The sequence below is a fragment of the Cryptosporangium minutisporangium genome (assembly GCF_039536245.1).
GTDB lineage: Bacteria > Actinomycetota > Actinomycetes > Mycobacteriales > Cryptosporangiaceae > Cryptosporangium > Cryptosporangium minutisporangium.
Window position 1 is genome coordinate 94,417 of record NZ_BAAAYN010000024.1, and the last position, 21,982, is coordinate 116,398.

Annotated in this window: 21 protein-coding genes; 9 read left to right on the forward strand and 12 right to left on the reverse strand. The window is 71.4% G+C overall.

What is annotated here, in order from left to right; genetic code table 11:
- The coding region (locus tag ABEB28_RS19450; RefSeq protein WP_345729565.1) for an acyl-CoA dehydrogenase family protein at positions 1–818 on the reverse strand (818 nt) is incomplete at its 3' end.
- Positions 819–957: 139 nt separating this feature from the next.
- Positions 958–1,902, reverse strand: a complete 945-nt coding sequence (locus ABEB28_RS19455; RefSeq protein WP_345729566.1) for a LysR family transcriptional regulator — start codon at positions 1,900–1,902, stop codon at positions 958–960.
- Positions 1,903–2,075: 173 nt separating this feature from the next.
- Between ABEB28_RS19455 and ABEB28_RS19460 the strand changes: the two genes are divergently transcribed.
- Genes ABEB28_RS19460 through ABEB28_RS19470 form a run of 3 tightly spaced genes read left to right on the forward strand, consistent with a single transcriptional unit; the run spans position 2,076 to position 5,353 of the window.
- Positions 2,076–3,206, forward strand: a complete 1,131-nt coding sequence (locus ABEB28_RS19460; RefSeq protein WP_345729567.1) for an FAD-dependent oxidoreductase — start codon at positions 2,076–2,078, stop codon at positions 3,204–3,206.
- A gap of 17 nt (positions 3,207–3,223) precedes the next feature.
- Complete coding sequence (locus ABEB28_RS19465; RefSeq protein ID WP_345729568.1) at positions 3,224–4,162, forward strand: VOC family protein; 939 nt, start codon at positions 3,224–3,226, stop codon at positions 4,160–4,162.
- A gap of 21 nt (positions 4,163–4,183) precedes the next feature.
- Positions 4,184–5,353: an alpha/beta hydrolase family protein gene (locus ABEB28_RS19470; protein ID WP_345729569.1), complete on the forward strand. Its 1,170-nt coding sequence runs from the start codon at positions 4,184–4,186 to the stop codon at positions 5,351–5,353.
- A gap of 72 nt (positions 5,354–5,425) precedes the next feature.
- On the opposite strand, the gene ABEB28_RS19475 is transcribed toward ABEB28_RS19470, so the two are convergent.
- Complete coding sequence (locus ABEB28_RS19475) at positions 5,426–6,535, reverse strand: NAD(P)-dependent alcohol dehydrogenase (RefSeq protein ID WP_345729570.1); 1,110 nt, start codon at positions 6,533–6,535, stop codon at positions 5,426–5,428.
- A gap of 3 nt (positions 6,536–6,538) precedes the next feature.
- The gene (locus tag ABEB28_RS19480; protein WP_345729571.1) at positions 6,539–7,795 is read right to left on the reverse strand and encodes a cytochrome P450; all 1,257 of its coding nucleotides are present in this window, start codon (positions 7,793–7,795) and stop codon (positions 6,539–6,541) included.
- A gap of 229 nt (positions 7,796–8,024) precedes the next feature.
- On the opposite strand from ABEB28_RS19480, the gene ABEB28_RS19485 reads away from it, so the two are divergent.
- Both ABEB28_RS19485 and ABEB28_RS19490 read left to right on the forward strand, forming a co-directional pair.
- The gene (locus ABEB28_RS19485) at positions 8,025–9,560 is read left to right on the forward strand and encodes an AMP-binding protein (RefSeq protein ID WP_345729572.1); all 1,536 of its coding nucleotides are present in this window, start codon (positions 8,025–8,027) and stop codon (positions 9,558–9,560) included.
- A complete protein-coding gene (locus tag ABEB28_RS19490) occupies positions 9,557–10,699 on the forward strand; it encodes a phosphotransferase (protein ID WP_345729573.1) in 1,143 nt (380 codons plus the stop codon). The genes ABEB28_RS19485 and ABEB28_RS19490 overlap by 4 nt, the downstream gene beginning before the upstream one ends.
- Here the strand turns inward: ABEB28_RS19490 and ABEB28_RS19495 are convergent.
- The 7 genes from ABEB28_RS19495 to ABEB28_RS19525 all read right to left on the reverse strand — a co-directional run bounded on the left by ABEB28_RS19495 (position 10,641) and on the right by ABEB28_RS19525 (position 17,451).
- Complete coding sequence (locus ABEB28_RS19495; RefSeq protein ID WP_345729574.1) at positions 10,641–11,444, reverse strand: SDR family NAD(P)-dependent oxidoreductase; 804 nt, start codon at positions 11,442–11,444, stop codon at positions 10,641–10,643. The genes ABEB28_RS19490 and ABEB28_RS19495 overlap by 59 nt on opposite strands.
- A gap of 104 nt (positions 11,445–11,548) precedes the next feature.
- Entirely contained in the window at positions 11,549–12,151 is a 603-nt protein-coding gene (locus tag ABEB28_RS19500; protein WP_345729575.1) for a TetR/AcrR family transcriptional regulator, read from the reverse strand.
- A 13-nt stretch (positions 12,152–12,164) separates the two neighbouring features.
- Positions 12,165–12,530, reverse strand: coding sequence for a carboxymuconolactone decarboxylase family protein (locus tag ABEB28_RS19505; RefSeq protein ID WP_345729576.1), 366 nt, complete (start codon positions 12,528–12,530; stop codon positions 12,165–12,167).
- Complete coding sequence (locus tag ABEB28_RS19510) at positions 12,527–13,417, reverse strand: NAD(P)-dependent oxidoreductase (protein ID WP_345729577.1); 891 nt, start codon at positions 13,415–13,417, stop codon at positions 12,527–12,529. The genes ABEB28_RS19505 and ABEB28_RS19510 overlap by 4 nt, the downstream gene beginning before the upstream one ends.
- Positions 13,417–14,646 carry a cytochrome P450 gene (locus ABEB28_RS19515; protein WP_345729578.1) on the reverse strand — a complete coding sequence of 410 codons (1,230 nt, stop codon included), beginning with the start codon at positions 14,644–14,646 and terminating at the stop codon, positions 13,417–13,419. The genes ABEB28_RS19510 and ABEB28_RS19515 overlap by 1 nt, the downstream gene beginning before the upstream one ends.
- 34 nt (positions 14,647–14,680) lie before the next feature.
- Entirely contained in the window at positions 14,681–16,159 is a 1,479-nt protein-coding gene (locus ABEB28_RS19520) for an FAD-binding protein (RefSeq protein ID WP_345729579.1), read from the reverse strand.
- A 101-nt stretch (positions 16,160–16,260) separates the two neighbouring features.
- Positions 16,261–17,451 (reverse strand): SfnB family sulfur acquisition oxidoreductase, encoded by a 1,191-nt coding sequence (locus tag ABEB28_RS19525; protein WP_345729580.1) that lies wholly within the window; start codon positions 17,449–17,451, stop codon positions 16,261–16,263.
- Positions 17,452–17,708: 257 nt separating this feature from the next.
- Here ABEB28_RS19525 and ABEB28_RS19530 point away from each other — a divergent pair, with 257 nt between their 5' ends.
- From ABEB28_RS19530 to ABEB28_RS19545, 4 genes are all read left to right on the forward strand, one after another.
- Positions 17,709–18,683 (forward strand): MetQ/NlpA family ABC transporter substrate-binding protein, encoded by a 975-nt coding sequence (locus tag ABEB28_RS19530; RefSeq protein WP_345729581.1) that lies wholly within the window; start codon positions 17,709–17,711, stop codon positions 18,681–18,683.
- A 62-nt stretch (positions 18,684–18,745) separates the two neighbouring features.
- Complete coding sequence (locus tag ABEB28_RS19535; protein WP_345729582.1) at positions 18,746–19,801, forward strand: methionine ABC transporter ATP-binding protein; 1,056 nt, start codon at positions 18,746–18,748, stop codon at positions 19,799–19,801.
- Positions 19,801–20,460: a methionine ABC transporter permease gene (locus ABEB28_RS19540; RefSeq protein ID WP_345729583.1), complete on the forward strand. Its 660-nt coding sequence runs from the start codon at positions 19,801–19,803 to the stop codon at positions 20,458–20,460. The genes ABEB28_RS19535 and ABEB28_RS19540 overlap by 1 nt, the downstream gene beginning before the upstream one ends.
- A gap of 78 nt (positions 20,461–20,538) precedes the next feature.
- Positions 20,539–21,495 carry a universal stress protein gene (locus tag ABEB28_RS19545; RefSeq protein ID WP_345729584.1) on the forward strand — a complete coding sequence of 319 codons (957 nt, stop codon included), beginning with the start codon at positions 20,539–20,541 and terminating at the stop codon, positions 21,493–21,495.
- Here ABEB28_RS19545 and ABEB28_RS19550 read toward each other — a convergent pair whose 3' ends face one another.
- Entirely contained in the window at positions 21,496–21,864 is a 369-nt protein-coding gene (locus ABEB28_RS19550) for a hypothetical protein (RefSeq protein ID WP_345729585.1), read from the reverse strand.
- Positions 21,865–21,982: the final 118 nt, after the last annotated feature.

Sequence of the window (21,982 nt, forward strand, 5' to 3'; positions counted from 1 at the left end):
GCGCCAGCGGCCGCGCGGGCCGCGTCCCAGGCCGTGGCCGTCGCCGCCTCGGCGTTGACCAGCATGTTGGCCAGGTGGTGCTTCACCGCCTGGAAGCTGCCGATGATCCGCCCGAACTGCTCCCGAACCTTCGCGTACTCCAGCGCCATGAACAGCGTCGCCTGCGCGCCGCCCGCGGCCTCCGCCGCGGCCAGTGCCCGCCCGATCCGCACGGCCACCGGCGCGGCACCGGCGAGCACCGGGGCGCTGACGCCCGACACGTGCACCCGCGCGCTCCCCAGCGCCGGATCGAGGCCAGGGGCCGGCTCGACCGTCACGTCCGCAGCGCGGAGGATCACCAGGTCGTCGGCCCCGACCCGGACCACCAGGTGGTCGGCCCACACCGCGCCCGGAACCGGGCCCACCGACCCGGACAGCACACCCTCGGCCGCCGTCAGCGAACCGACCAGCCCGAGCGCGGCGATCGCGGAGCCGTCCGCCAGCGCGGGCAGCAGCGCGGCCTTCACGTCGTCGGGTGCGACGGCGTCGATCACCGCCGCACCCGCCACCGCGGCGAGGAACGGCCCGGGTGCTGCGACCGCTCCGAGCTGCTCGGCGACGACGGCGAGCTCCGGCAGCCCGGCGTCCGAGCCGCCGACGGCCTCCGGCAGGTGCAGGCCCGCCCAGCCCAGGTCGGCGATCTGCTTCCAGGCCGCTCCGGGCACCTCCGGCACCTGCGTCAGCGCTTCCCGCGTCGCGGCCCGCAGGTTCAGGTCTTCGGCGAACGAGCGGACGACGTCGGCCAGTTGCCGGTGATCGTCGGTGAGAGCGAGGGGCATCAGGGCCTCCGAGAACGGCGGTGTTCCAACAGTCCACGCTGACCGTATAAAAAATATGGACGCCGATGTCAGGAGTTGAGGTACGCGAGGACGGCCAGAACCTGGGCGATGCTGCGCGCCGCCGGGGCAGGTCCGGAACTCAACCCAGCTCCGGAACCCGCTCGGCGATCAGTTCGCGACCGGCCTCGGCCAGGATGCCGCGGAGCCAGGTGTGGGCCACGTCGGTCCGGTACATCGGGTGCCACCAGAACGCCTCGGCGAGCGGAACCGCTTCGAACGGGCACTCGACGACGCGGACGCCGGCGGCGGGACCGATCCGACGGGCCAGGTGCTCCTGCAGCAGCGCCACCCGCTCGGTGCCGGCCACCAGGAACGGCATCTGCAGGAAGCCGTCGACCACCACCTCGACGCGCGGCTCGACCCCGAGCATGCGGAGCTGCTGCGCCGCGGGGGCGAACGCCGTGGGCCGGTGGAACAGCACCACCCAGGGCGCCTGCTCCAGCTGCGCCATCGTGATCGTGTCGCCGACGACCGGGTTGTCCTGGGCCACGATGCAGACCCACCGGTCACCGAAGAGATCGGTGTACGGGAAGTCGGTGAGGATCCCGTGCGGCAGCAGGAAGCCGTCGACCGTGCGGAGCGTCTCCTGGGCGTGGTTGACCACCTCGGGCGTCGTCTGCTGAAGGCGCAGCCGGATTCCCGGTGCCCGCTCCGCGACCAGCCGGGCGACGATCGGCCCGAGAACCGACGCCGCGTAGTCCGACGTCACGATCGTGAACTCGCGCTCGATCGTCGCCGGGTCGAACTCCATCCGGACGTCGAACACGCGCCGCACGCCCTCGATCGCGGGCGGCGTGCGCGCGGCGAGCTGCACGGCCAGCGGCGTCAGCTCGTAGCGGTTGCCGATCCGGTGCAGCAGCTCGTCGTCGAAGTACCGGCGCAGCCGGGCCAGCGCCGTGCTCACCGTGGGCTGGCTGGAGCCGAGCAGCTCCGCGGCGCGGGTGACGTTCCGCTCGCGGAGCAACGCGTCCAGCGTGACCAGGAGATTCAGATCGAGGTTGATCAGGAGACGATCCACCGCCATGCGCTCACCATAGGGAGCCGATATAGGCGGCATCAATAGATTGGGGTTCCCGATAGGCGGGCCATCGCGGACAGTGGTCGGCATCACCTCGTAACTCCCCTGGAATGCCGCGTTCCGACCGCCGTAACCGTGCGGTCGCACGCGCCTCGGTCGGCGACGAAGGAGTCTCTGACATGTCTGCTGTGAGCAGCGTCCTCGTGGTCGGCGCCGGCTTGGCCGGGACCGCGACCGCCATCTCCCTCGCCGCTCGCGGTGTCGCCGTCGACCTCGTCGAGATCAAGCCCCAGGCGGCCGCGCTCGGATCCGGCATCACGCTGCAGGGCAACGCGCTCCGCGAACTGCGCTCGCTCGGCGTCTGGGACGCAGTCCGGGAACACGGCTACTCGTTCGACGTCACCGGGATCCGGGCTGCCGACCTGTTCGGCAGCGTCGTGGCGGAGATCCCGGACGCCCGGACGGGTGGGCCGGACCTGCCTGCGGTGCTCGGCATGCCGCGCCCGGAGCTGGCGCGGATCCTGCTCGACCGCGCGGCCGCCGTCGGCGTCAAGATCCGCACCGGCCTCACCCACACCGACCTGCAGCCGGACGACCACGGGGTGGACGTCACGTTCTCCGACGGGTCGGCGGCACGCTACGACCTGATGGTCGGCGCCGACGGGATCCGGTCGTGGACCCGCCGTGCGCTCGGTATCGACCTGGAGACCAGGGCGGTCGGCATGGGCATCTGGCGGGCGTTCGGACCGCGCCCGGCGTCGGTGACGCGTACCGACCTGTACTACGGCGGGCCGTCGTTCATCGCCGGTTACTGCCCCACCGGTGACGACTCCCTCTACGCCTACATCGTCGAGACGGCGCAGGATCGCTCCACCCTCTCCCCCGCCGAACAGCTGGCGACGATGAAGGAGCTGTCCGCCGCCTACCACGGCCCCTGGGACGAGATCCGCGAGACGCTCACCGACCCCGACCGCGTCAACTACACGTGGTTCGAGACGCACGTGCTGCCCGCGCCGTGGAACCGGGGTCGGGTCGTCCTGATCGGCGACGCCGCCCACACCTGCCCACCCACGCTGGCCCAGGGCGGTGCCCAGGCCCTCGAGGACGCCGCCGTGCTCGCCGAGCTGCTCGTCGAGCGCCCGGCGCTGGACCGGGCCCTGTGGGACGAGTTCCACGCCCGCCGCGTGGACCGGGCGACCGCGGTGGTCGAGGCCTCGAACCAGCTGTGCCAGTGGCAGCTCGACCACGTCCAGGGCGACGTGCCGTCGCTGATGCACCGCATCGCCGAACTCGTCAGCCGCCCCGCCTGAATCCCTTGGAGACTTCGATGACCCAGCGCCTGATCACCCACCTGCGCCACGTCGACCTGGCCGTGCCCGACTACCGCCAGCAGCTCGAGTTCTACACGAACACCTGGGGCCTCAAGCCCGAGCACAACGACACCGGCCTGACGTTCCTCGCCGCCGAGGGCAGCCCCGAGCAGTACGTCGTCCGGCTCCGCGAGTCCGACGACAAGCGGATCGACCTGATCGCGTTCGGCGCCGCGAACGCCGCCGACGTCGACGCGATCGCCGCCCGCCTGGCCAGCGACGGCGTGCGGCTGGTGAGCGAGCCGGGTGCCCTGCAGACCCCGGGCGGTGGGTACGGGTTCCGGTTCTTCGACAACGAGGGCCGCACGGTCGAGATCTCCGCCGACGTCGCCGTCCGGCAGCACCGGGCGATCGAGGAGGGCGAGTCGATCCCGGTCCGCCTCTCCCACGTCGTGATCAACTCCGCGGACCCCGAGGGCACGCGGGCCTTCTACGAGAAGCACCTCGCGTTCGCGCTGTCGGACACGCTGATGCATCCCCGGATGGGGGAAATGATGTACTTCATGCGGATCAACGCCTGGCACCACAGCCTCGCGATCGCCCGCGGCCCGCACCCGTCGCTGCACCACGCCAGCTTCGAGCTGCGCGGCCTGGACGAGTACATGCGCGGCACCGGCCGGGTGCTCCGCGCCGGCGTCGAGAAGATCTGGGGACCGGGCCGCCACCTGGCCGGCAACAACACGTTCAGCTACTTCCTCGACCCCTCCGGCAACACGATGGAGTACACCACCGAGCTGGAGCTCGTCGACGAGGACACCTGGCACCCCCACCTCTACGACTTCACCCAGCCCGAGGTCTCCGACCAGTGGGGCACGGCGAACGCGATGAACGAGTTCGTCGCCCAGAAGTCGTTCAACGACCCGGACAAGGGCCTGTTCCTCGCTCCGCCGGTCTGACCTTTCGAAAGGGCTTGAATCGTGTTCGAGTACTTCCCGGGCAACTACGTCTGGAACTTGGGCGTCGTCGCCACGCTCAACTCCGGCGGTCTCATCGACGAGGTCGACCGCGCGTGCCGCCCGATCCGCGAGGCAGCCGCCCAGGGCGAGGACGCCGGCACCCCGGACTTCCTCCGCGCCTGGACGGCGCTGACCGACCAGCTCGTCGGCCAGGCCGAGGGCGCCGAGAAGGCCGGGCACGCCCGCACCGCCGGCCAGCTCTACGCCCGGGCCACGAACTACCTGTGCCAGGCCGAGCGGATGCTCTCCAACTCCGACGCCAACCGGCTCCCCACCTACCGGCGGGTGCTCGAACTCCAGCAGAAGGCGTTCGAGCTCAAGGACGGCGGCCGCGTCACCCGGGTGGCGATCCCGTACCAGGGCACCACGCTCCCGGCCTACTTCAGCGCCGCGCCGGTCGACGGCCCGGCACCGGTGATCGTGCTGGTCAACGGCTTGGACTCCACGAAGGAGCACCAGTACGCCTCTGCACACTGGGAGGAGCTGGCCGCGCGCGGCATCTCCTGCCTCATGCTCGACCAGCCCGGCACCGGCGAGGCCCTCCGCCTCCAGGGCATTCCGGCCCGGCTCGACACCGAGGCGTGGGCCGCCGCGTGCGTCGACTGGCTGGAGACCCGCGACGACGTCGACCGCGCGCGGATCGGCATCACCGGCTGGTCCCTCGGCGGCTACTACGCCCCGCGGGCGGCGGCCTTCGAGAAGCGTTTCGCGCTCTGCGTCGCCTGGGGCGCCAACCACAACTGGGGCGCGGTCCAGCGTCGCCGGCTCGAGCGCGAGGGCGAGCGGCCGGTTCCGCACTACTGGGAGCACGTGCTCTGGGTGTGGGGCCACACCGACCTGGACGAGTTCATCGCGTTCGCCGACGACGCCCACCTCGACGGCGTCGTCGAGAACATCACCGTGCCCTTCCTGATCGCGCACGGTGCGAACGATCGCCAGATCCCGCTGGAGTACGCGCACCGGTCGTACGACCAGGCGGTGAACTCGCCCAAGCGCGAACTCCGGGTCTTCACGCCGGAGGAGGGCGCGACCGAGCACATCGGCCTCGACCACCTGCCCTACGTGAGCACGTTCATCGCCGACTGGGTCGCCGACACGTTCACCGAGCTGGCGGCGAGCCGCGTCGGATAAGCCGCGGCGAGGCGTTGCACGGAATTCGCCGTGATACCGGCCAATTCCGTGCAACGCCTCGGCGGCGTCGCCTCAGGCGCCCGCAGGCGGCTCGAGCAAAAGGACGGGCTTGATCGCCGTTCCCGCGTTGGCGTCGGCCTCCGCCTGGTCGATCGCCTCGAACGGATACTCGGTGATCAGTCGATCGAACGGGAACAGCCCGCGCTTCCAGAGATCGATCAGGCGCGGGATGAACACCTGCGGCACCGCGCTGCCCTCGTAGACGTAGGTCACGGTCTTCCCGGCGAGCGCGGCCGGGTGCACGGTGAGCGAGTCGAGCCCCGCGCCGACCAGGATGCACTTCCCGGGGCGCCGGAGGGCGTCGACCGCCGCGCTCATCACGCTGCTGACGCCGGTGGTGTCGAACGTGACGTCCAGGCCGGGCCCGTCGCCGCGCACCGCCGCCACCAGCTCCGCGTCCTTGCCGTCGACGACCCGGGTGGCGCCCAGCTCCTGGGCGAGCTCGAGTCGCGCCGGGTGCAGGTCGACCGCGACGATCTCGCTCGCCCCGGAGAGCTTCGCGGCCATCACCGCGGCGAGCCCGACCGCACCGACGCCGAAGACGCCGATCGACTGCCCCGGCGCGAGCCGCGCCGTGTTGAGCACGACCCCCGCGCCGGTCTGGATGCCACAGCCGAGCGGACCGAGCAGCGTCAGCGGCACGTCCTGGCCGACCTTCACCATGTTCCGCACGGTCGCCAGCGTGAACTCGCCGAACGACGACTGCCCGAACCACCGGCTGGTCACCCGCGCTCCGGACGCGTCGGTGACGCAGCCGCTGCCGTCGGGGCGCGCACCGGTGATGTTGTGCAGCTCGAACGAGACGCAGTTCGTCGGCTCACCGGCGATGCAGGCGTCACAGGAACCGCACGAATCGAAGGAGAGGACCACGTGGTCGCCGGGCGCCACCGTGGTGACCCCGGGTCCGACCGCCTCCACGATCCCGGCTCCCTCGTGGCCCAGGATCGCCGGGAGGAACGTGTCGCCGAGGAAGCCGCTCCGGCCGAACTGATCGGTGTGGCACAGTCCGGCCGCCACGATCCGGACCAGCGCCTCCCCCGGACCGGGTGGATCGACGGTGACGGTCTCGATCGAGAACGGACCGGCCAGGTCGCGGAGGACGGCGCTGCGTGAGGAGGTCATGGATCAGGCTCCGATGTGGGCGGGCAGGGACGCGATGCCGTGGATGAAGTTGCTCTCCAGCGGAACCGGCTCGCCGAACTCGATCGCCGGAACCCGGGTGAGCAACTGGCCGATGATCGCGCGCAACTGGGTCTTGGCGACACCGCTGCCCAGGCAGAAGTGCGCGCCGCCGCCACCGAATCCGACGTGCGCGCTCTTCGGTCGCGTCAGGTCGAAGACGTCCGGCCGGTCGAAGACCCGCTCGTCGCGGTTGCCGGAGCAGTAGAACAGCGCGACCTTGTCGCCGGCCGCGATCCGTCCGCCGTTCAGCACGACGTCGCGGGACGCGGTCCGGGTGAACTGCATGACCGGGGTCGCGTAGCGGACGAACTCCTCGATCGCCGGCATGATGCGGCCACCGAAGTCCTCCCTCAGCCACTCGCGCTGCGCGGCGTGCGCGTGCAGCGCGAGCATCGTCCGCGTCGTCGCCTGCTTGGTGGTGTCGTTGCCCGCGACGCTCATCAGCACCATGAACGCGCCGATATTGTCGTCGGTCAGCCGGTGCCCGTCGATCTCGGCCTGGACGAGGTTCGTCATCAGGTCGTCGGCGGGGTTCTTCCGCCGGTGGGCGGCGAGGTCGGCGCCGACCTGGAACAGGTAGAGCACCTCGCCGAACGCGAACGAGTGGAACTCCTCGCGCGACAGGCCGGCCGCGTCCCCGCCGCCGACCAGGTGCTCGGCCGCGCGGGAGACCCGGTCGCGCTCGGACTCCGGCACCCCGACGATGTCGGAGACCGTGGTCATCGGCAACCGGCTGGAGCAGGCCTCGACGAAATCGACGTCGCCCGCCCCGATCAGCCCGTCGACGATCGACGCCGCGTTCCGCTCGATCCGTTCGGTGATCCGCCCGATCGCCTTCGGCGTGAACGCCGCGCTGATCAGCTTCCGGTACCGGGTGTGCTCGGGCGGGTCCATCGCGAGGAAGAACGAGACCGCGACGGACTCCTCCGGCGACACCGGGTCCAGCGTGATGCCGTGTTTGGACTCGAACACCTCGCTGTCGCGGCTGACGGCCGTGATGTCCTCGGCGCGGGTCACCGCCCAGAATCCCCGCTGGTCGTGCGGGAAGTCGACCTCGACCGGCGGGTGCCAGCTGACCGGCGCCTCGGCGCGTAACCGGGCGAACGACTGCTCCCGCTCGGCGAACGGGAGCGCCCAGAACCGCTGGGAGGAGATGTCGACCTCGGTCGTCACCGGGTGGGGCGTCGCGAACAGGGGCATGGACATCGCTCCTCGATGAGCGAGAGAGCGGCGGGACGCCGGCACCGCCGGCCACCCTCTAATCGGAATCGGATACGTGCGGTTGGTGGGCAACTCTGAACTCGGAGTTCAATCTTGTCAAGCGGCTAGGACGCCGTCGGAGCATCCGTTGACTGAACGCGGAGTTCAGTTTAGTGTCGGCGCCCCGATCGAGGCGGCACTTTCGCCCGGCCAGGAAGGGCGGCCATCGATGTCCACACCCGACCAGGCACCACCCGGCGCTTACGTGCTCGCCGCCGACGATCCGCAGCGCCTCGCGCTCGTCGGGCCGGACGGCCGCGAGGTGACGTTCGGCGAACTCGGCGAGGCGGCGAACCGCCTCGCCGATGCGTTCCGCGCACGGGGCCTCGGCGCCGGTGACGTGGTCGCCACGATGCTGCACAACTCGGTCGAGCACTTCGAGGCGGTGCTGGCCACGACGCAGATCGGCCTGTTCCAGGTGCCGATCAACGTTCACCTCACGCCGGAAGAGGCCGCGTACATCGTCACCGACAGCGGCGCGAAGGCGCTGATCGCGCACGACGACCTCGCGCTCGGATTGGCGCCGGTCGCGGATCAGTTGCCGGTCGCGCGGTTCGCGGTGGGCACCCCGGTCGCGGGGTGGGCCGACTACGACGTCTGGAAGGCCGAGGGATCAGCGAACCCACCCGACGACCGCGTCGCCGGGGCGTACCTGGGTTACACCTCGGGCACCACCGGCCGACCCAAGGGTGTCCGGCGGGAGATTCCGCCGATCCCGCCGGAGCTGATGATCACGTTCTTCGGCTCCCTCCTGAGCGGATTCGCGCTGTATCCGGGGCCGGGTGTGCACCTGGCGTGCTCCCCGCTCTACCATGCGGCACCGGGCAACATCGCCGCGCAGTCGCTGCACCTCGGCCACACCGTCGTGATCCTGCCGAAGTTCGAACCCGAGACCGTCCTCCGCACGATCGAGCGGTACCGGGTCACCAGCTCGCAACTGGTGCCGACCCATGTGCACCGCCTGTTACGCCTTCCCGCCGACGTCCGGGGACGCTACGACCTGTCCAGCCTGACGAACCTCCTGGTGGCCGGTGCACCGTTCGGGCCGGAGACCAAGCAGGCCGCGCTCGACTGGCTCGGCCCGGTCGTCTGGGAGTACCTCGCCTCGACCGAGGGCATGGTCGCGATCGCCTCCCCCGCCGACGCGCGGTCGCACCCGGGAACGGTCGGGCGGCCGACGTCGGAGGTGCGCATCCTCGACGACGACGGCGAGCCGGTTCCGGTCGGGGAGGCCGGGCGAATCTTTTTCGCCTCGCCCTCGGCGTTCGTGTACCACAACGATCCGGAGAAGACCGCGGCCGCGGTTCGTCCGGACGGCTTCGTCACCGCTGGTGACCTGGGGCAGCTCGACGAGGACGGGTACTTGTACCTGCTCGACCGGCGCGACGACCTGATCATCTCCGGCGGCGTCAACGTCTACCCGTCCGAGGTCGAGCAGCGGCTCCTGCTGCACCCGGCCGTCGCCGATGTCGCGGTGATCGGCGCGCCCGATCCGGAGTGGGGACAGACGGTCGTCGCGATCGTGCAGACCGAACCGGGGACGACGCCGGGCGAAGCACTGGTCGGGGAACTCGACCGGCACTGCCGTCAGGGCTTGGCGGCGCAGAAGTGTCCCCGCCGCTTCGAGTTCCGCGAGGCGCTGCCCCGGACGCCTACCGGGAAACTGCTCCGCCGGACGCTCCGCGAGGAGGTGTCCGCAGCATGACGCGGCTTCCCTTACCCACCGTCAGCGACCCCGAGCTGCTGATCGATGATCCGGCCGCGCTCACGCCGGAGTGGCTGAGCCGGGCGCTCGGCCTCCCGGTGCGGGCGACGCGGCACGCGCCGATCGGCACCGGCCAGATCGGCGGAAGCTACCGGGTGGAGTTGGAGTACGCCGGGCCGGTCCCGTCGGAGGCGCCGACGAGTGTCGTCGCCAAGATCGCCGTCGGCACCGAGGCGCAACGCGCGCAGGTCAGCCGCGCGTTCGTCTCGGAGGTGGGGTTCTATCTGCACCTCGCCGACCGGGTCAAGGCCCGCATCCCGCACTGCTGGTACGGCGCGATCAGTACCGACCACACCCGCTTCACGCTGATCCTCGAGGACCTGACGCCCTCGGTGCCGGGCAACCAGGCCGCCGGGTGCACGCTGGAGCAGGCCCACGACGCCGTGCAGAACCTCGCCGCGCTGCACGCGTCGTTCTGGAACGACGAGTTCCTCGTGAGCGGGCTGGAGTGGCTCACTCTTCCGACGACCGAACTCGCCCAACTCGCCGGGGTCGCCCTCCAGGGCGCCACCGAGACGTTCGTCGAGCGCTTCGGCGCGGACCTGGCGCACGAGGACGCCGCGACGCTCGCCGCCGCGGCGACGGTGGTGACCGAGTGGGTGCTCTCCCACCAGACGCCGTTCTCACTGGTCCACGGCGACTACCGGCTGGACAACCTGATGTTCCCGCGGTCCGGAACCGGCTCGGCGGCCCTGGACTGGCAAGGGCTCTCGATCGGCCATCCGGGGCGGGACCTCGCCTACTTCGTCGCGCTGTCGCTCCCGCCGGACCTCCGGCGGGAGCACGAGCACGAGTTGGTCGCCGCCTACCACTCCGCGCTGGTCGGCCACGGGGTGCGGGGCTTCTCCCCCGACGACTGCCTGGCCGGTTACCGGGTCGGAATGCTGCAGGGACCGCTGATCACCGTGCTCGGCTGCGTCTACTCCCCGGCGGAGCGGACCGCCGACGCCGACGCGATGTTCCTGTCGATGGCGTCGCGGTCGGCGCGCGCCATCCGGGACCTGGGCACCGTGGAGCTGATCAGCGCTCCGCGGCACGAGCCCGCTGCTGACCGACGAAGCGGGTCGCCGCCCGGTTGAGCAGCAGCGGTGCGGCCCGGCCGAAGCGCCAGGCGAGCCGGCCGCTGCGCGGCGTCACCACCATCGCCCGGTCGGCGGCGACCGCGCGCAGCACCTCGGCGGCCAGCCGGTCGACGTCGTACGGCCGCTGCTTGCCCTGCAGGAACAGGTCGCGGGCGACGATGCGCCCCACCGAACCCTTGTCGAGGATCGGGGTGTCCACCGCGCCGGGACAGACGACGGTCACCCCGACGCCGTGCGCGGCGGCCTCCGAGCGCAGCGCCAGCGACAGCCCGACGATCGCGTGTTTGGTCGTGACGTAGCTGGTCAGCAGCCCGGAGGGGAGCAGTCCGGCGAGCGAGGCGACGTTGACGATGTGCCCGGAGCCCCTCGCGACCATCCGCGGGTACGCCGCAGCGATCCCGTGGACGACGCCGCGCAGGTTGACGTCGATGATCTGGTTCCACTGGCCGAGCGTCAGGTCCGTGGTCTCGCCGCCGAACACGATGCCGGCGTTGTTGAACAGCAGATCCGGGCAGTCGACGTCGTCGACCACCCGCTGGACGGCGTCGGCGTCGGTGACGTCGAGGCGGGCCGAGCGAGCGTCCGGCAGGTCAGCGGCGACCCGCGCGGCCGCGTCGCCGTCCAGGTCGGTGCAGACCACCTGGGCGCCGCCGACGGCCAGTGCGCGGCAGAGTGCGGCGCCGATCCCGGAGCCGCCGCCGGTCACCAGCGCCGTCCGTCCGGAGAACTTGTTCTTGTCCACGCACGCCCTCACTGAACTTTGCAGTTCTCGATCTATGTCAGAACCGGTTCTAGTATCTGCCCGGCGTACTGTCCAGCCGCGGCCGCCCGCCCCGGAGAGCGGCCTCAGCGCAGCTCGGGCGCGAGCGAGTCGATGAACCGGTCGGCGAGCCGGTAGACCTTCTTCATGTCGCCGCCGTGGAAGATCGCCCGCATCGAGCCCCAGTTGACGATCGAGAAGAGAATGTCCGCGGCGTCGGCGGCTCGGTCGGGCCCGAGCACCGCGAGGTGCTGCGTCAGTCGCGACAGTGAGGCCAGGGACATCTCGGCGAGGATCCGGGTGGCTTCCGGATCGGCGCTGTGCTGCAACGCCAGCGACGCCCGGAAGAACTGCGGCTCCCGCTCGAACGCACGGATCAGCCGGCGGATCCAGGTCCGGACGCGCTCCTCCGCCGTGGCCTTCCGCAGCGCCGGGTCCGGACGGTCGAGCGCCGACCACTTCTGGAGCACGCACGCGTAGAGGTGGTCTTTGGACGCGAAGTAGCGGTAGAGCGTCGCGCGGGCGACGTCGGCGGCCTCGGCGACGTCGCGGATCTGGATGCGCTCGTACTCGTGCTGCCGCAGCACGGCGAGCCCCGCGTCGATGATCCGCTCCCGTCGGGCGCGCTGCCACGGCGGCAGGCCTTCCACCGGCAGGCCGCCGGTCCCGCCCTCTGTCTGCGCCGTCATCGCGCCCCGGACTTTAGCGCGCGCCCTTGGCGATCGTCTGCTCGACCAGCGTGTTGAGCTTCGCCCCGGTCGGCCAACCGACGTAGTGACTGAGGAAGATGACGATCTCCCGCAGCTCGTCGTCGTCGAGTTCGCCGTTCTGGTAGGCGGCCGGGATCTGGAGTCCCAGCACGTCCATGGTGCCGGTGGCGGCGAGCAGCCCGATGAGCATGAGCCGACGGTCGCGGGTGCTCAGCCCCGGCCGGTTCCAGATGTCGGCGAAGAGGTGATCGGCGGTGTAGCGCCAGAATTCACCTTCGCCGTCCTGGAACTCGAAGCCGTAGACCTCGGCCATCCGCTCCAGGCCACGGCGGCGTAACTCGTCCGGCTGCTCGGTCATGCGGTGCCCTCCGCGGGTTCGTCGGTACTGTCCGGAACATCCGGCGGAAGGCCCAGTGCACGGGCGAGGTTGGCGAGCGAGTAGCGGGCGAGCGGGACGTCGACCCCGAGCCGTTCGGCCATCCCGACCGCGAGGCCGAGGTCCTTCTCCCCGAGCGCCCGGACGTGCGCGAAGATCCCGTGCCAGGGGTCCTCCGGCGCGAGCTGCGCGGTCGAGTCGCGGTACATGATGGCGCCGGGGCCGCCGGTGATCGCGTCGGTGTGGCGTACGACGTGGCCCAGCTCCACCAGGTCGATCCCGGCCGCCTCGGCCAGCCGCTGCGCTTCGGCGACGGCGGTGAACGAGACGAAGTGCAGCAGGTTCCGGGCCACCTTCATCCTGGTCCCGGCCCCGATCGGCCCGGCGTGGATCACCCGGGTTCCCATCCTGGCCAGCACGTCCGCGGCCGCGGCGTACGCGTCGTCCGCGCCGCCGACCAGGATGGCCAGCGTGCCGTTCGCGGCGCCGATCGTGCTTCCGCTGACCGGCGCGTCGATCACCCGGACACCGGAGCGCGCGGACAGCTCCGCGAGCCGCGCCGGGGTCTCCGGTGCGACCGTCGAGTGGATCGCGACCACGAGCCCGGGAGAGGCCGCCCCGAGGATCTCCGCGAGCACGTCGCGTACCTGGTCGTCGTCGCGCACCATGACGCAGACGGTGCCGGCGCCGCCCACCGCTGCGGCCAGCTCCGCCACGCTCGTCGCCACCTTCGCCCCGGCCCGCACGAATTCGGCGAGTGGCTCCGGTGCGACGTCGTAGACGAACAGCCCATCGGGCCAGTCCAGCAGCCGCCGGGCCATCGGAGCGCCGATCGCCCCCAGCCCGACGAACCCCACCGGACCCGTCATCAGCGCACTTCCGCCGTGACCGGGAGGTACGCGTAGCCGCGCACGTTGGCGGAGTAGAAGCGCAGGCACCGCTCGTGGTCCACCTCGACGGTGCGGAACCTCCGGACGACTTCCCGCAGCACGATGTTCGCCTCCAGCCGCGCCAGGCTCGCCCCGAGGCAGTAGTGCCGCCCGCCCCCGAAGCTCAAGATCCGGGCGAGCTCGTCCTTGGACCGGGTGACGTCGAACGTGTCCGGCGCGGAGAAGACCGCGTCGTCCCGGCCGGCCGAACCGAGCGCGAGGAGCACCTGGGCGCCGGCCGGGGCCGTGACGTCGTGCAGCGTGACGTCCTCGACGAGATGCCGGGCCAGCAGCTGGGTGGAGGTGTCGAACCGCAGGGTCTCCTCGACCCACGCCGGGATCAGCGTCGGGTCGCCGAAGACCAGGTCGCGCTGCTCCGGGTGCGCGGTGAGCTGGTAGATCGCGTTGCCGAGCAGCTTCGTCGTCGTCTCGTTGCCGGCGACGACCATGAGGAACAGGAACGCGACGACCTCGTCGTCGGTCATCCGCTCGCCCCCGTCAGCACCTCCGTCCGTGCCCTCGCCATCCGCAGCGAGCAGTGCCGACGTCAGGTCGTCCGTCGGCCGCCGGTGTCGCTCGGCGACGTGGTTGCGGTAGTACTCCATCAGCCGGAGCCCGGCATCGAGGCCGGCGGAAGGCACGTCCCGCAGCCCGTCCTCGCGCTGGACCAGCAGGTCGGCGAGGCGACGCACCTCGACGCGATCGGGCTCGGGCACGCCGAGCATCTCGGAGATGACGTCCATCGGCACCTTGCCCGCCAAGTCACCGATCCAGTCGAACGACGCCGTCGCGCCGGGTCCGGCGCCGGTCAGCAGCCGGTCGAGGTAGTGGTCGGTGATCCGCTGGATCCGTGGCTCCATTTCGGCGACCCGACGCGGCGTGAAGCCCCGGGAGACCAGTTTCCGCAGCCGGGACTGCTCGGGTGGGTCCATCGCCAGGAACGACATGACGACGTGCGCGTGCGGGCTCCAGGCGCTCTTGTCCATCGAGACGCCCATCGTGTTGCTGTACGCGCGATCCGCACGCAGGGCGGCGCTGACGTCGGCGTGGCGCGTGAGCACCCAGAAGTCGTGCTCGGTGTTGTGGTGGAGCGGGCTCTCCCGCCGCAGCCGCCGGTAGACCGGGTACGGATCGTCCTGGAGCAGGTGGTCGTACGGGTCGAAGTTCATCGGTGGCTCCCCGGAGCAGTCGGCAGCCGGACGCTCAAAGTAGAACACGTTCTTGCCCGAGGCGAGCCGCGTGGCGTCCGCAGCGCCTGCCGAAGAACGACGCCTCACCCAGCTGGGTGCCGGACGCGTACCCGCGCCCGTCCACCGCGATGTTCGACGCGCAGGCGCCCGCCGCGTAGACACCGGCGACGACCGACCCCTCGGCGCGCAGCAGCTGGCCGTCCGGATTGACCCGCAAGCCCCCGCAGCTGAAGCCGGAGTAGAAGCACGCACCGGGGGTGAGGTCGTAGGCACCCCACGGGCCCTGGTCGAGTGGGACGACGTACTGCTCGGCCTTGTGGAACTCCGGGTCGTCGCCGGTGGCGGCGGCCGTGTCGTACGCCCGCATCGTGGCCACCAGCGCCCCGGCGGGCATCCCCAGCGCCCGCTCCATCTCCTCGATCGTGTCCCACCCGTCGACGAGCGGCTGGAACTTGTAGCTCGGCTGCGTCATCGTCGCCGAGTCGAGGATCAGGTACGCGGCCTGGTCGGGCTGGTCGAAGACGAACGCCGCGACCCGGGAGTGGTAGACGTCCTCGCTGACGAACCGCCGGCCGAGCTTGTTCACCACGATGCCCCGCAGGGTCTCCTCCGGCGGGTAGAACGGCGAGGTGAAGAAGGCCCCCTCCATGTGGTCGGCGATGCCGCCCACCGACTCGCCGAGCCGGATGCCCAGTCCGTCGTCGTAGGTGTTGCCCAGGGCCATTCCCCGGGTGAACAACGCGCCCAGCTGCGGCGCGTAGGCGTCGACCATCTCCGGGTTGAGGACGAACCCACCTGCGGCGAGTACGACGCTCCGGGCCCGGATGACGCCTTCGTCCGCGTAGCGGCGCCAGCGCGCGCCGACCACCGTGTCGTCCCGCACCACCAGCGCGCTCGCGCCGGTGTCATAGCGGACCTCCACGCCGAGTTCGGCCAGCCGGTTGAGCGCCCGTTCGACGACGAACGAGCCACCACCGATGTCGCCCACGACCGGCGGCTTGTGACCGCGCGGCGCCGGCCGGGCGATCTCCCGGAACGGCCAGCACTTCTCGTTGCCGGTGAACATCAGGCCCTGGGTTCCCGGCTGCACCACGGCCTTGTGCGGGTAGTACGAGCGCTCGAACTCGAACCCGAGCGACTCCAGCCAGCCGAAGTGCTCGACGCTGCCTTCGGCGTAGAGGCGGATCTTCTCCGGATCGCACTCCGGCGACATCTGGGCCAGGTACGCGGCCATCTCGGCCGGAGTGTCCTCCCACCCGGTGGCCTGCTGGACCGGCGTGCCGCCACCGAGGTAGAAGTGCCCACCGGACATCGCGCTGGTGCAGGTCAGCCGTCCGCCGCGGTCGATGACCAGGACGCGGGCACCCGCCGTCGCCGCCTCGATCGCGGCGCTCACCCCGGCCATCCCGGCGCCGATCACCAGGACGTCGACGTCGTCGGACCAATCCGTCACCTCGTCCGCCGCGACCGCCGGAACCGGCTCCACACTCACCACTCCTCGACGCCGAGCAGAACAGAACTGAAACCTGTTCTCGTCAGAGTGTCAAACGCGGGTGAGCGCCCGCAAGCGTTGCGGCGAGGACCGGCGAGCGATCAGAGGAGTCCGTGGCGCGGGGGCGGTGCGCCGGTCAGCGTCCAGCGGCCGATGTGCTGGACCTTCCACCGCTCCGGGTCGTGCAGGGTGTGGGTACGGGCATCCCGCCAGTACCGGGAGAGGTTGAGCCGGTCGGCGGCCGAGCGCGTACCGCCCAGGTCGAACAGCGCGGAGGACACCGCGATCGACGCCCTGGCGGCGGCGACCTTCGCGACGGCGGTGGCGACCGACGCCCCCGCGGTCGTGGCGTCGGTGCGATCGGACTCCGCGGCGTCGATAGCCACCGCGGCCTCCCGTACCAGGGCCTCCGCGCCGCGCACGGCGATCTCCAGCTCGCCGGCCTGCTGAACGAGCAACGGATCCTCGGCCGCGGTCTCGACTCCCGCCTCGAACCACGGCCGGGCCCGGCCGACCAGGTCGGTCGCGGCGGTGAGCGCGCCGCGGGCGATGCCGACGTCGAGCGCCGCGTGCAGCACCTGCGCGCGGGCGCCGTACGTGGTCGGGCCGGCGAAGATCGGCGTGTACGGCACGAGTTGCTCGGACGTCACGGGGACTTCGTCGAGGCGGACGGTGCCGCTCGCCGTGGTGCGCTGCCCCATGCCGTCCCAGTCGTCGGTCACGGTGACGCCGGGGGCGTCCCGAGGGACGTACGCCAGCACCTTCGGGCGCGGCTCCCCCGGCTGCTCGAGGACCGCACGCACGACCAGCCAGTGCGCGAAGAGCGCACCGGTGCTGTAGAACTTCTCGCCGGTCAGCACGTACTCGCCGTCGGGGCGACGCCGCACGCTGGTCGTGTCGTCCACGACCGTGCGTCCGGACCGCTCGGACTGCGCGTTGGCGAACCGGGCGCCGTCCAGCGCGGCCGCGAACCAGCGGGCCTGCTGGTCCTCGGTGCCCTGCAGGCGCAGCGCCTCGAGGAACACGAAGTGGCTGTGCGGGATCTGGGCGAGGCTGGCATCCGCCGTGGCGAGCAGCCGGAAGACCTCGGCCACGGTGGTGACCGGCACCTCCGCACCACCGAAGCGGGCAGGCACGGTGATGCCGAGCAGCCCGGAGGCCGACAGCGCGTCCAGCTCGGCGTGCGGCAGCCGTCGGTCCCGATCCCGCTCGGCGGCCTCCTCGGCGTAGATCGCCGCGAGCTTGCGGGCGATCTCCTCTGCCTCCGCGCCGGAGCGAACGACGTGGGTCATCGAGCGGGCACCGGTCGCTCGGCAGGGGTGGACGCGAAATCCGGCATGAAGTGCCCCCTCGGGAAATTGCCTACTTGATTGGTCGAGAAAGTCTGTATCTTCCGGCCGCGAGCCGTCAACCGCCCCCCGGTGTCATTCCAGAGCTTCTCTATCGGACTGATAGGCTTCGCGCCGCCGAACCGTCGTCTGGCCGCTGCCTCGCCGGTCCGCGCACACCCGTGCGCGTGCCCGGCGCCACCCCACCGGAGGTACTTGTCGTGACCGAGCCAACCCCGCCCAACGGATCGTCCGAGGAGCTGCCGGACGAGCCTCGGCTGCCGTCGCGCGGCACCGGCCGGCGCCGCGTCGTGTGGATCGCGGCCGCCGCGGTCGTGCTCGTCGCCGCCCTGGTGATCGGCCTGGTCGTGTCGCTCGGCGACGACCCGGAGGAAGCGTCCGCGACGACGGTCCGCATCGGCGTCGTCGACGCGTCCCAGCCGTACTGGAAGACCTACGCCGAGCTGGCGAAGGAAGAGCTCGACGTCACCGTGAAGTACGTCAACTTCAACGACTACAGCCAGCCCAACCCGGCGCTGAAGGAGAAGCAGCTCGACCTCAACCAGTTCCAGCACATCCAGTACCTGGCGAACTACAACGTCACCGCGAACGACGACCTGCAGCCGATCGGCGCGACCGCGGTGTATCCGCTGCCGCTCTACTCGCTGAAGTTCACCGACCCGTCCGCACTGCCGAAGAACGCGAAGATCGCGATCCCGAACGACGCGATCAACGAGGCCCGCGGCCTGCTCGTGCTCCAGGCGGCCGGGCTGCTCACGCTGAAGGACGGCGGCGGCGCGTTCTCCACCGTCGAGGACATCGCGACCAAGAAGGTCGACGTCACCACGCTCGACGCCTCGCAGACGGCCGGTGCCCTGCAGAACGGCTCGGTGGTCGCCGCGATCGTGAACAACAACTACGCGACGAACGCCGGGCTGAAGCCGGCGCAGGCCATCTTCAAGGACGACCCGGGCAGCCCCAGCGCCGCGCCGTACGTCAACATCTTCACTGCCCGGAGGGCCGACGCGACGAACGAGACGTACCTGAAGCTCGCCGAGCTGTACCACGATCCGGCCGTCGAGAAGGGCGTGCAGGAGGCGAACAGCGGCACGGCCGTGTTCCGCACCACCTCCGCCGAGCAGCTCCAGAAGGACCTGGCGACCGTGGAGCAGCAAGCCCGCGACGCGAAGAAGTAGCCCTCCTCCGAGCGAGTCCGGCCCGGCGGGATCGCCGGGCCGGCGTCGAGTAAGGACGATTCATGCCCGCCGAGGAGCCCGTCCCGGTGCACGTGCGGTTCGAGCACGTCGGCAAGACCTTCCCCGGGCGAGGCCGCCGGGCCGCGCCGCAGGTGGCACTCCACGACGTCGACCTGGAGATCCGCCGCGGCGAGGTGTTCGGCGTCATCGGCCACTCCGGGGCCGGCAAGAGCACGCTGGTGCGGCTGATCAACGGTCTGGAGACCCCGACCACCGGCCGCGTCCACGTCGGTGAGCACGAGCTGACCGCCCTCACCGAGCGCGGCCGGCGCGCGGTGCGGCGGGACATCGGGATGATCTTCCAGCAGTTCAACCTCTTCCGGTCCCGGACGGTGGCGGGCAACGTCGCGTACCCGCTGAAGGTCGCCGGGGTACGGCAGCCCGAGCGCGACCGCCGGGTGGCGCGGCTGCTGGACTTCGTCGGGCTGCTCGACCGCGCCCACGACCACCCGGAACAACTCTCCGGCGGGCAGAAACAGCGAGTCGGCATCGCCCGGGCACTCGCCACCGAACCGTCGCTGCTGCTGGCGGACGAGGCGACCAGCGCGCTCGACCCGGAGACCACCGGCGAGGTGCTGACGCTGCTGCGCCGGATCAACCGCGACCTCGGCGTGACGATCGTGATCATCACCCACGAACTCGACGTCATCCGCTCGGTCGCCGACCGGGTCGCGGTGCTCGACGCGGGCCGCGTCGTCGAGACCGGCAGCGCCTACGACGTCTTCGCCCGCGCACAGACCGAGGCCGCCGCGCAGTTCGTCCGCACCGCGCTGCGCGACCGGCCCTCCCCGGAGACGCTGGCCCGGCTGCGCGCCCGGCACCCCGGGCGGCTGATCACCGTCCGGATCCGCGACGAGGAAGGGCTCCAGACCCGGCTGGCCCGCACGTTCCTCGATCACCAGGTCGCCGCGGACATCGTGTTCGGCGGCATCAGCGAACTGCAGGAGCGGCCGGTGGGCAGCTTGACGTTCGAGCTCACCGGCCCGGACGGCGCCGTGGACGCCGCGCTCACGACGCTGCGCGCGGACGGCGTCGACCTCGTCGAGGAGAAGGCCTGATGGACGAGTTCCTCTCGAACCTGCCGGTGTACCGCGAGGCCATCTGGCAGACGTTCTACATCGTCGGCATCTCGCTGGCGGCAGGCGGAGTGCTCGGCCTCGTCCTGGGCCTGGTGCTCTACGCGACGCGCCCGGGCAATCTGCTCGGCAACCGGGCGGTGTTCCTCACCGTCAACGTGGCGGTCAACGTGGTGCGGCCGGTGCCGTTCGTCATCTTCATCACCGCGATCCAGCCGCTGATGCTGCACACGATCGGCACCACGATCGGCACCAACGCGGTCACGTTCGCGCTCTCGCTCTCGGCGGCGTTCGCGATCAGCCGGATCGTCGAGCAGAACCTCCTCACGGTCGACCCGGGTGTGGTGGAGGCCGCCCGCGCGGCCGGAGCCCGGCCGATCGGGATCCTCGTGACGGTGCTGATCCCGGAGGCGCTGGGGCCGCTGATCCTGGGCTACACGTTCATCTTCGTCGCGGCCGTCGACATGTCCGCGCAGGCCGGGCTGTTCGGCGGCGGTGGTCTCGGTGACTTCGCGATCACCTACGGCTCGCAGCGCTACAACTGGCCGGTCGTTTACATCACCGTCGCGACGATCGTCGTGATCGTCCAGGCCGGCCAGTTCCTCGGCAACTGGCTCGCCCGCCGCGCCCTCCGCCGCTGAGGATCGCCGCACGAATACTGCCCCTGCCGCGCCGCCGCTGATCGGAGGAAGCTCGGACGTATCGGAAGGGAGGCAGACATGTCCGAGACCCACGCGGTGACGGTCGGTGTGGACGGTTCGGCACCCGCGATCGCCGCGCTCGACTGGGCCGCGCAGTACGCACAGGCCCACTACGTCCCGCTGCAGGTGCTGACCGCGGTCGGCTGGCCGGGAGAGCGGCCCGGGTACGGCGGGTCCCAGCTCGCCGAGCTGAAGGAGGCTGCCCGGATCGACGGCCGGCGGACGCTGGACCGGGCGCTGAAGCGGGTTCGTGCGGTATTACCCCAGCTGGCCGTCTCCGGATACGTCAGCGACGAGCCCCCGGCCCGGGCACTGCTCTCGGCCTCCGAGTCCAGCGGTCTGATCGTGGTCGGCTGCCGGGGCCTCAACCCGACGGCGAGCGTGATCCTCGGGTCGGTCTCCGCCGCTCTCACCGGGCACGCGAAGTGCCCGGTGGTCGTCGTCCGGTCGGACCCGCGCATCGGCCCGACCGTGCCGCCGGCACCGGTGGTCGTGGGAATCGACGGCTCGGAGGCGGACGAAGCCACCCTGGGGGCCGCGTTCGCCGAGGCCGACCGGCGCGGCGCCCCGCTGATCGTGGCGCACGCGTGGAGCGACGCCTCGCTGGTCGGCGTCTTCGGGGCCGGTGCGGTACCGAGCTGGATCGAAGCCCGTCAGCACGCCGAGGCCCTGCTGCAGCGGCAGCTCGCCGCGTGGCGTCCGAAGTATCCGGACGTCCGGGTCGGCACGGTCGTGGAGCGGGAGCAGCCGGCGCGGATGCTGCTGGAGCTGGGGCGAGCCGCCGGTCTGGTCGTCGTGGGGTCGCACGGGCGCGGCGGGTTCGCGGGCATGCGGCTCGGCTCGGTCGCGCGGCGGCTGCTGCACCACGCCGACGCCCCGGTGCTCGTCGTCCGCCGAGGAGCCCGAGCCACCGCGCACTCCGACGCGTCGCAGCACGCAGTGCCCAGCGTGCCCGCACAGCGCCGCGGCGGCTAGCTAGCGCTCGATGACCTCGCCGGCCGGGCGGCGAGGCGTGTCCGGGGCCGAGTCGTCGGTCGCCGGGACACCGATGCGCAGCGCGGCCTGCGCCTCGCCGAGGTTGTCCAGGAGCCGGTGCAGCAGGGCACGCGACGCCGGCACCTCGACCACGTCGGTCATCGGCGAGACGGCCAACCCGGCCGCGGTGGTCTCCAGCAGCGCGGAGCTCATCGCCTCGCCGGCGGCCAGCCAGTCGGTCGGCTCGTCGTCGCGGGTCCAGAGCACCAGGTAGCGGGCTCCGCCGTCGTGGCCGGGGCCCGGCAGCAGGCCCTCGCCGCCCTCCGGGAAGAACGACCGCAGCGGAATCTTGCGCGGGGTGCCCGACACGGCCGTCTCCACCGGTACGCCTGAGCGGTGCTCATCGTGCCGGTCCCCTCGGCTCGGTGCTCGGTACACCCCCAGTGTGTTCGACGGGCGGGTCGGCGATCAGGGTCGGAAGTCCCGA

Coding starts and splice junctions, on each gene's coding strand:
- ABEB28_RS19480 (WP_345729571.1), bottom strand. CDS start 7,795: ATGCCCCTGTTCGCGACGCCCCACCCGGTGACGACCGAGGTCGACATC.
- ABEB28_RS19540 (WP_345729583.1), top strand. CDS start 19,801: ATGGACGAGTTCCTCTCGAACCTGCCGGTGTACCGCGAGGCCATCTGG.
- ABEB28_RS19505 (WP_345729576.1), bottom strand. CDS start 12,530: ATGACCGAGCAGCCGGACGAGTTACGCCGCCGTGGCCTGGAGCGGATG.
- ABEB28_RS19535 (WP_345729582.1), top strand. CDS start 18,746: ATGCCCGCCGAGGAGCCCGTCCCGGTGCACGTGCGGTTCGAGCACGTC.
- ABEB28_RS19485 (WP_345729572.1), top strand. CDS start 8,025: ATGTCCACACCCGACCAGGCACCACCCGGCGCTTACGTGCTCGCCGCC.
- ABEB28_RS19510 (WP_345729577.1), bottom strand. CDS start 13,417: ATGACGGGTCCGGTGGGGTTCGTCGGGCTGGGGGCGATCGGCGCTCCG.
- ABEB28_RS19500 (WP_345729575.1), bottom strand. CDS start 12,151: ATGACGGCGCAGACAGAGGGCGGGACCGGCGGCCTGCCGGTGGAAGGC.
- ABEB28_RS19460 (WP_345729567.1), top strand. CDS start 2,076: ATGTCTGCTGTGAGCAGCGTCCTCGTGGTCGGCGCCGGCTTGGCCGGG.
- ABEB28_RS19515 (WP_345729578.1), bottom strand. CDS start 14,646: ATGAACTTCGACCCGTACGACCACCTGCTCCAGGACGATCCGTACCCG.
- ABEB28_RS19455 (WP_345729566.1), bottom strand. CDS start 1,902: ATGGCGGTGGATCGTCTCCTGATCAACCTCGATCTGAATCTCCTGGTC.
- ABEB28_RS19490 (WP_345729573.1), top strand. CDS start 9,557: ATGACGCGGCTTCCCTTACCCACCGTCAGCGACCCCGAGCTGCTGATC.
- ABEB28_RS19525 (WP_345729580.1), bottom strand. CDS start 17,451: ATGACCCACGTCGTTCGCTCCGGCGCGGAGGCAGAGGAGATCGCCCGC.
- ABEB28_RS19475 (WP_345729570.1), bottom strand. CDS start 6,535: ATGACCTCCTCACGCAGCGCCGTCCTCCGCGACCTGGCCGGTCCGTTC.
- ABEB28_RS19465 (WP_345729568.1), top strand. CDS start 3,224: ATGACCCAGCGCCTGATCACCCACCTGCGCCACGTCGACCTGGCCGTG.
- ABEB28_RS19545 (WP_345729584.1), top strand. CDS start 20,539: ATGTCCGAGACCCACGCGGTGACGGTCGGTGTGGACGGTTCGGCACCC.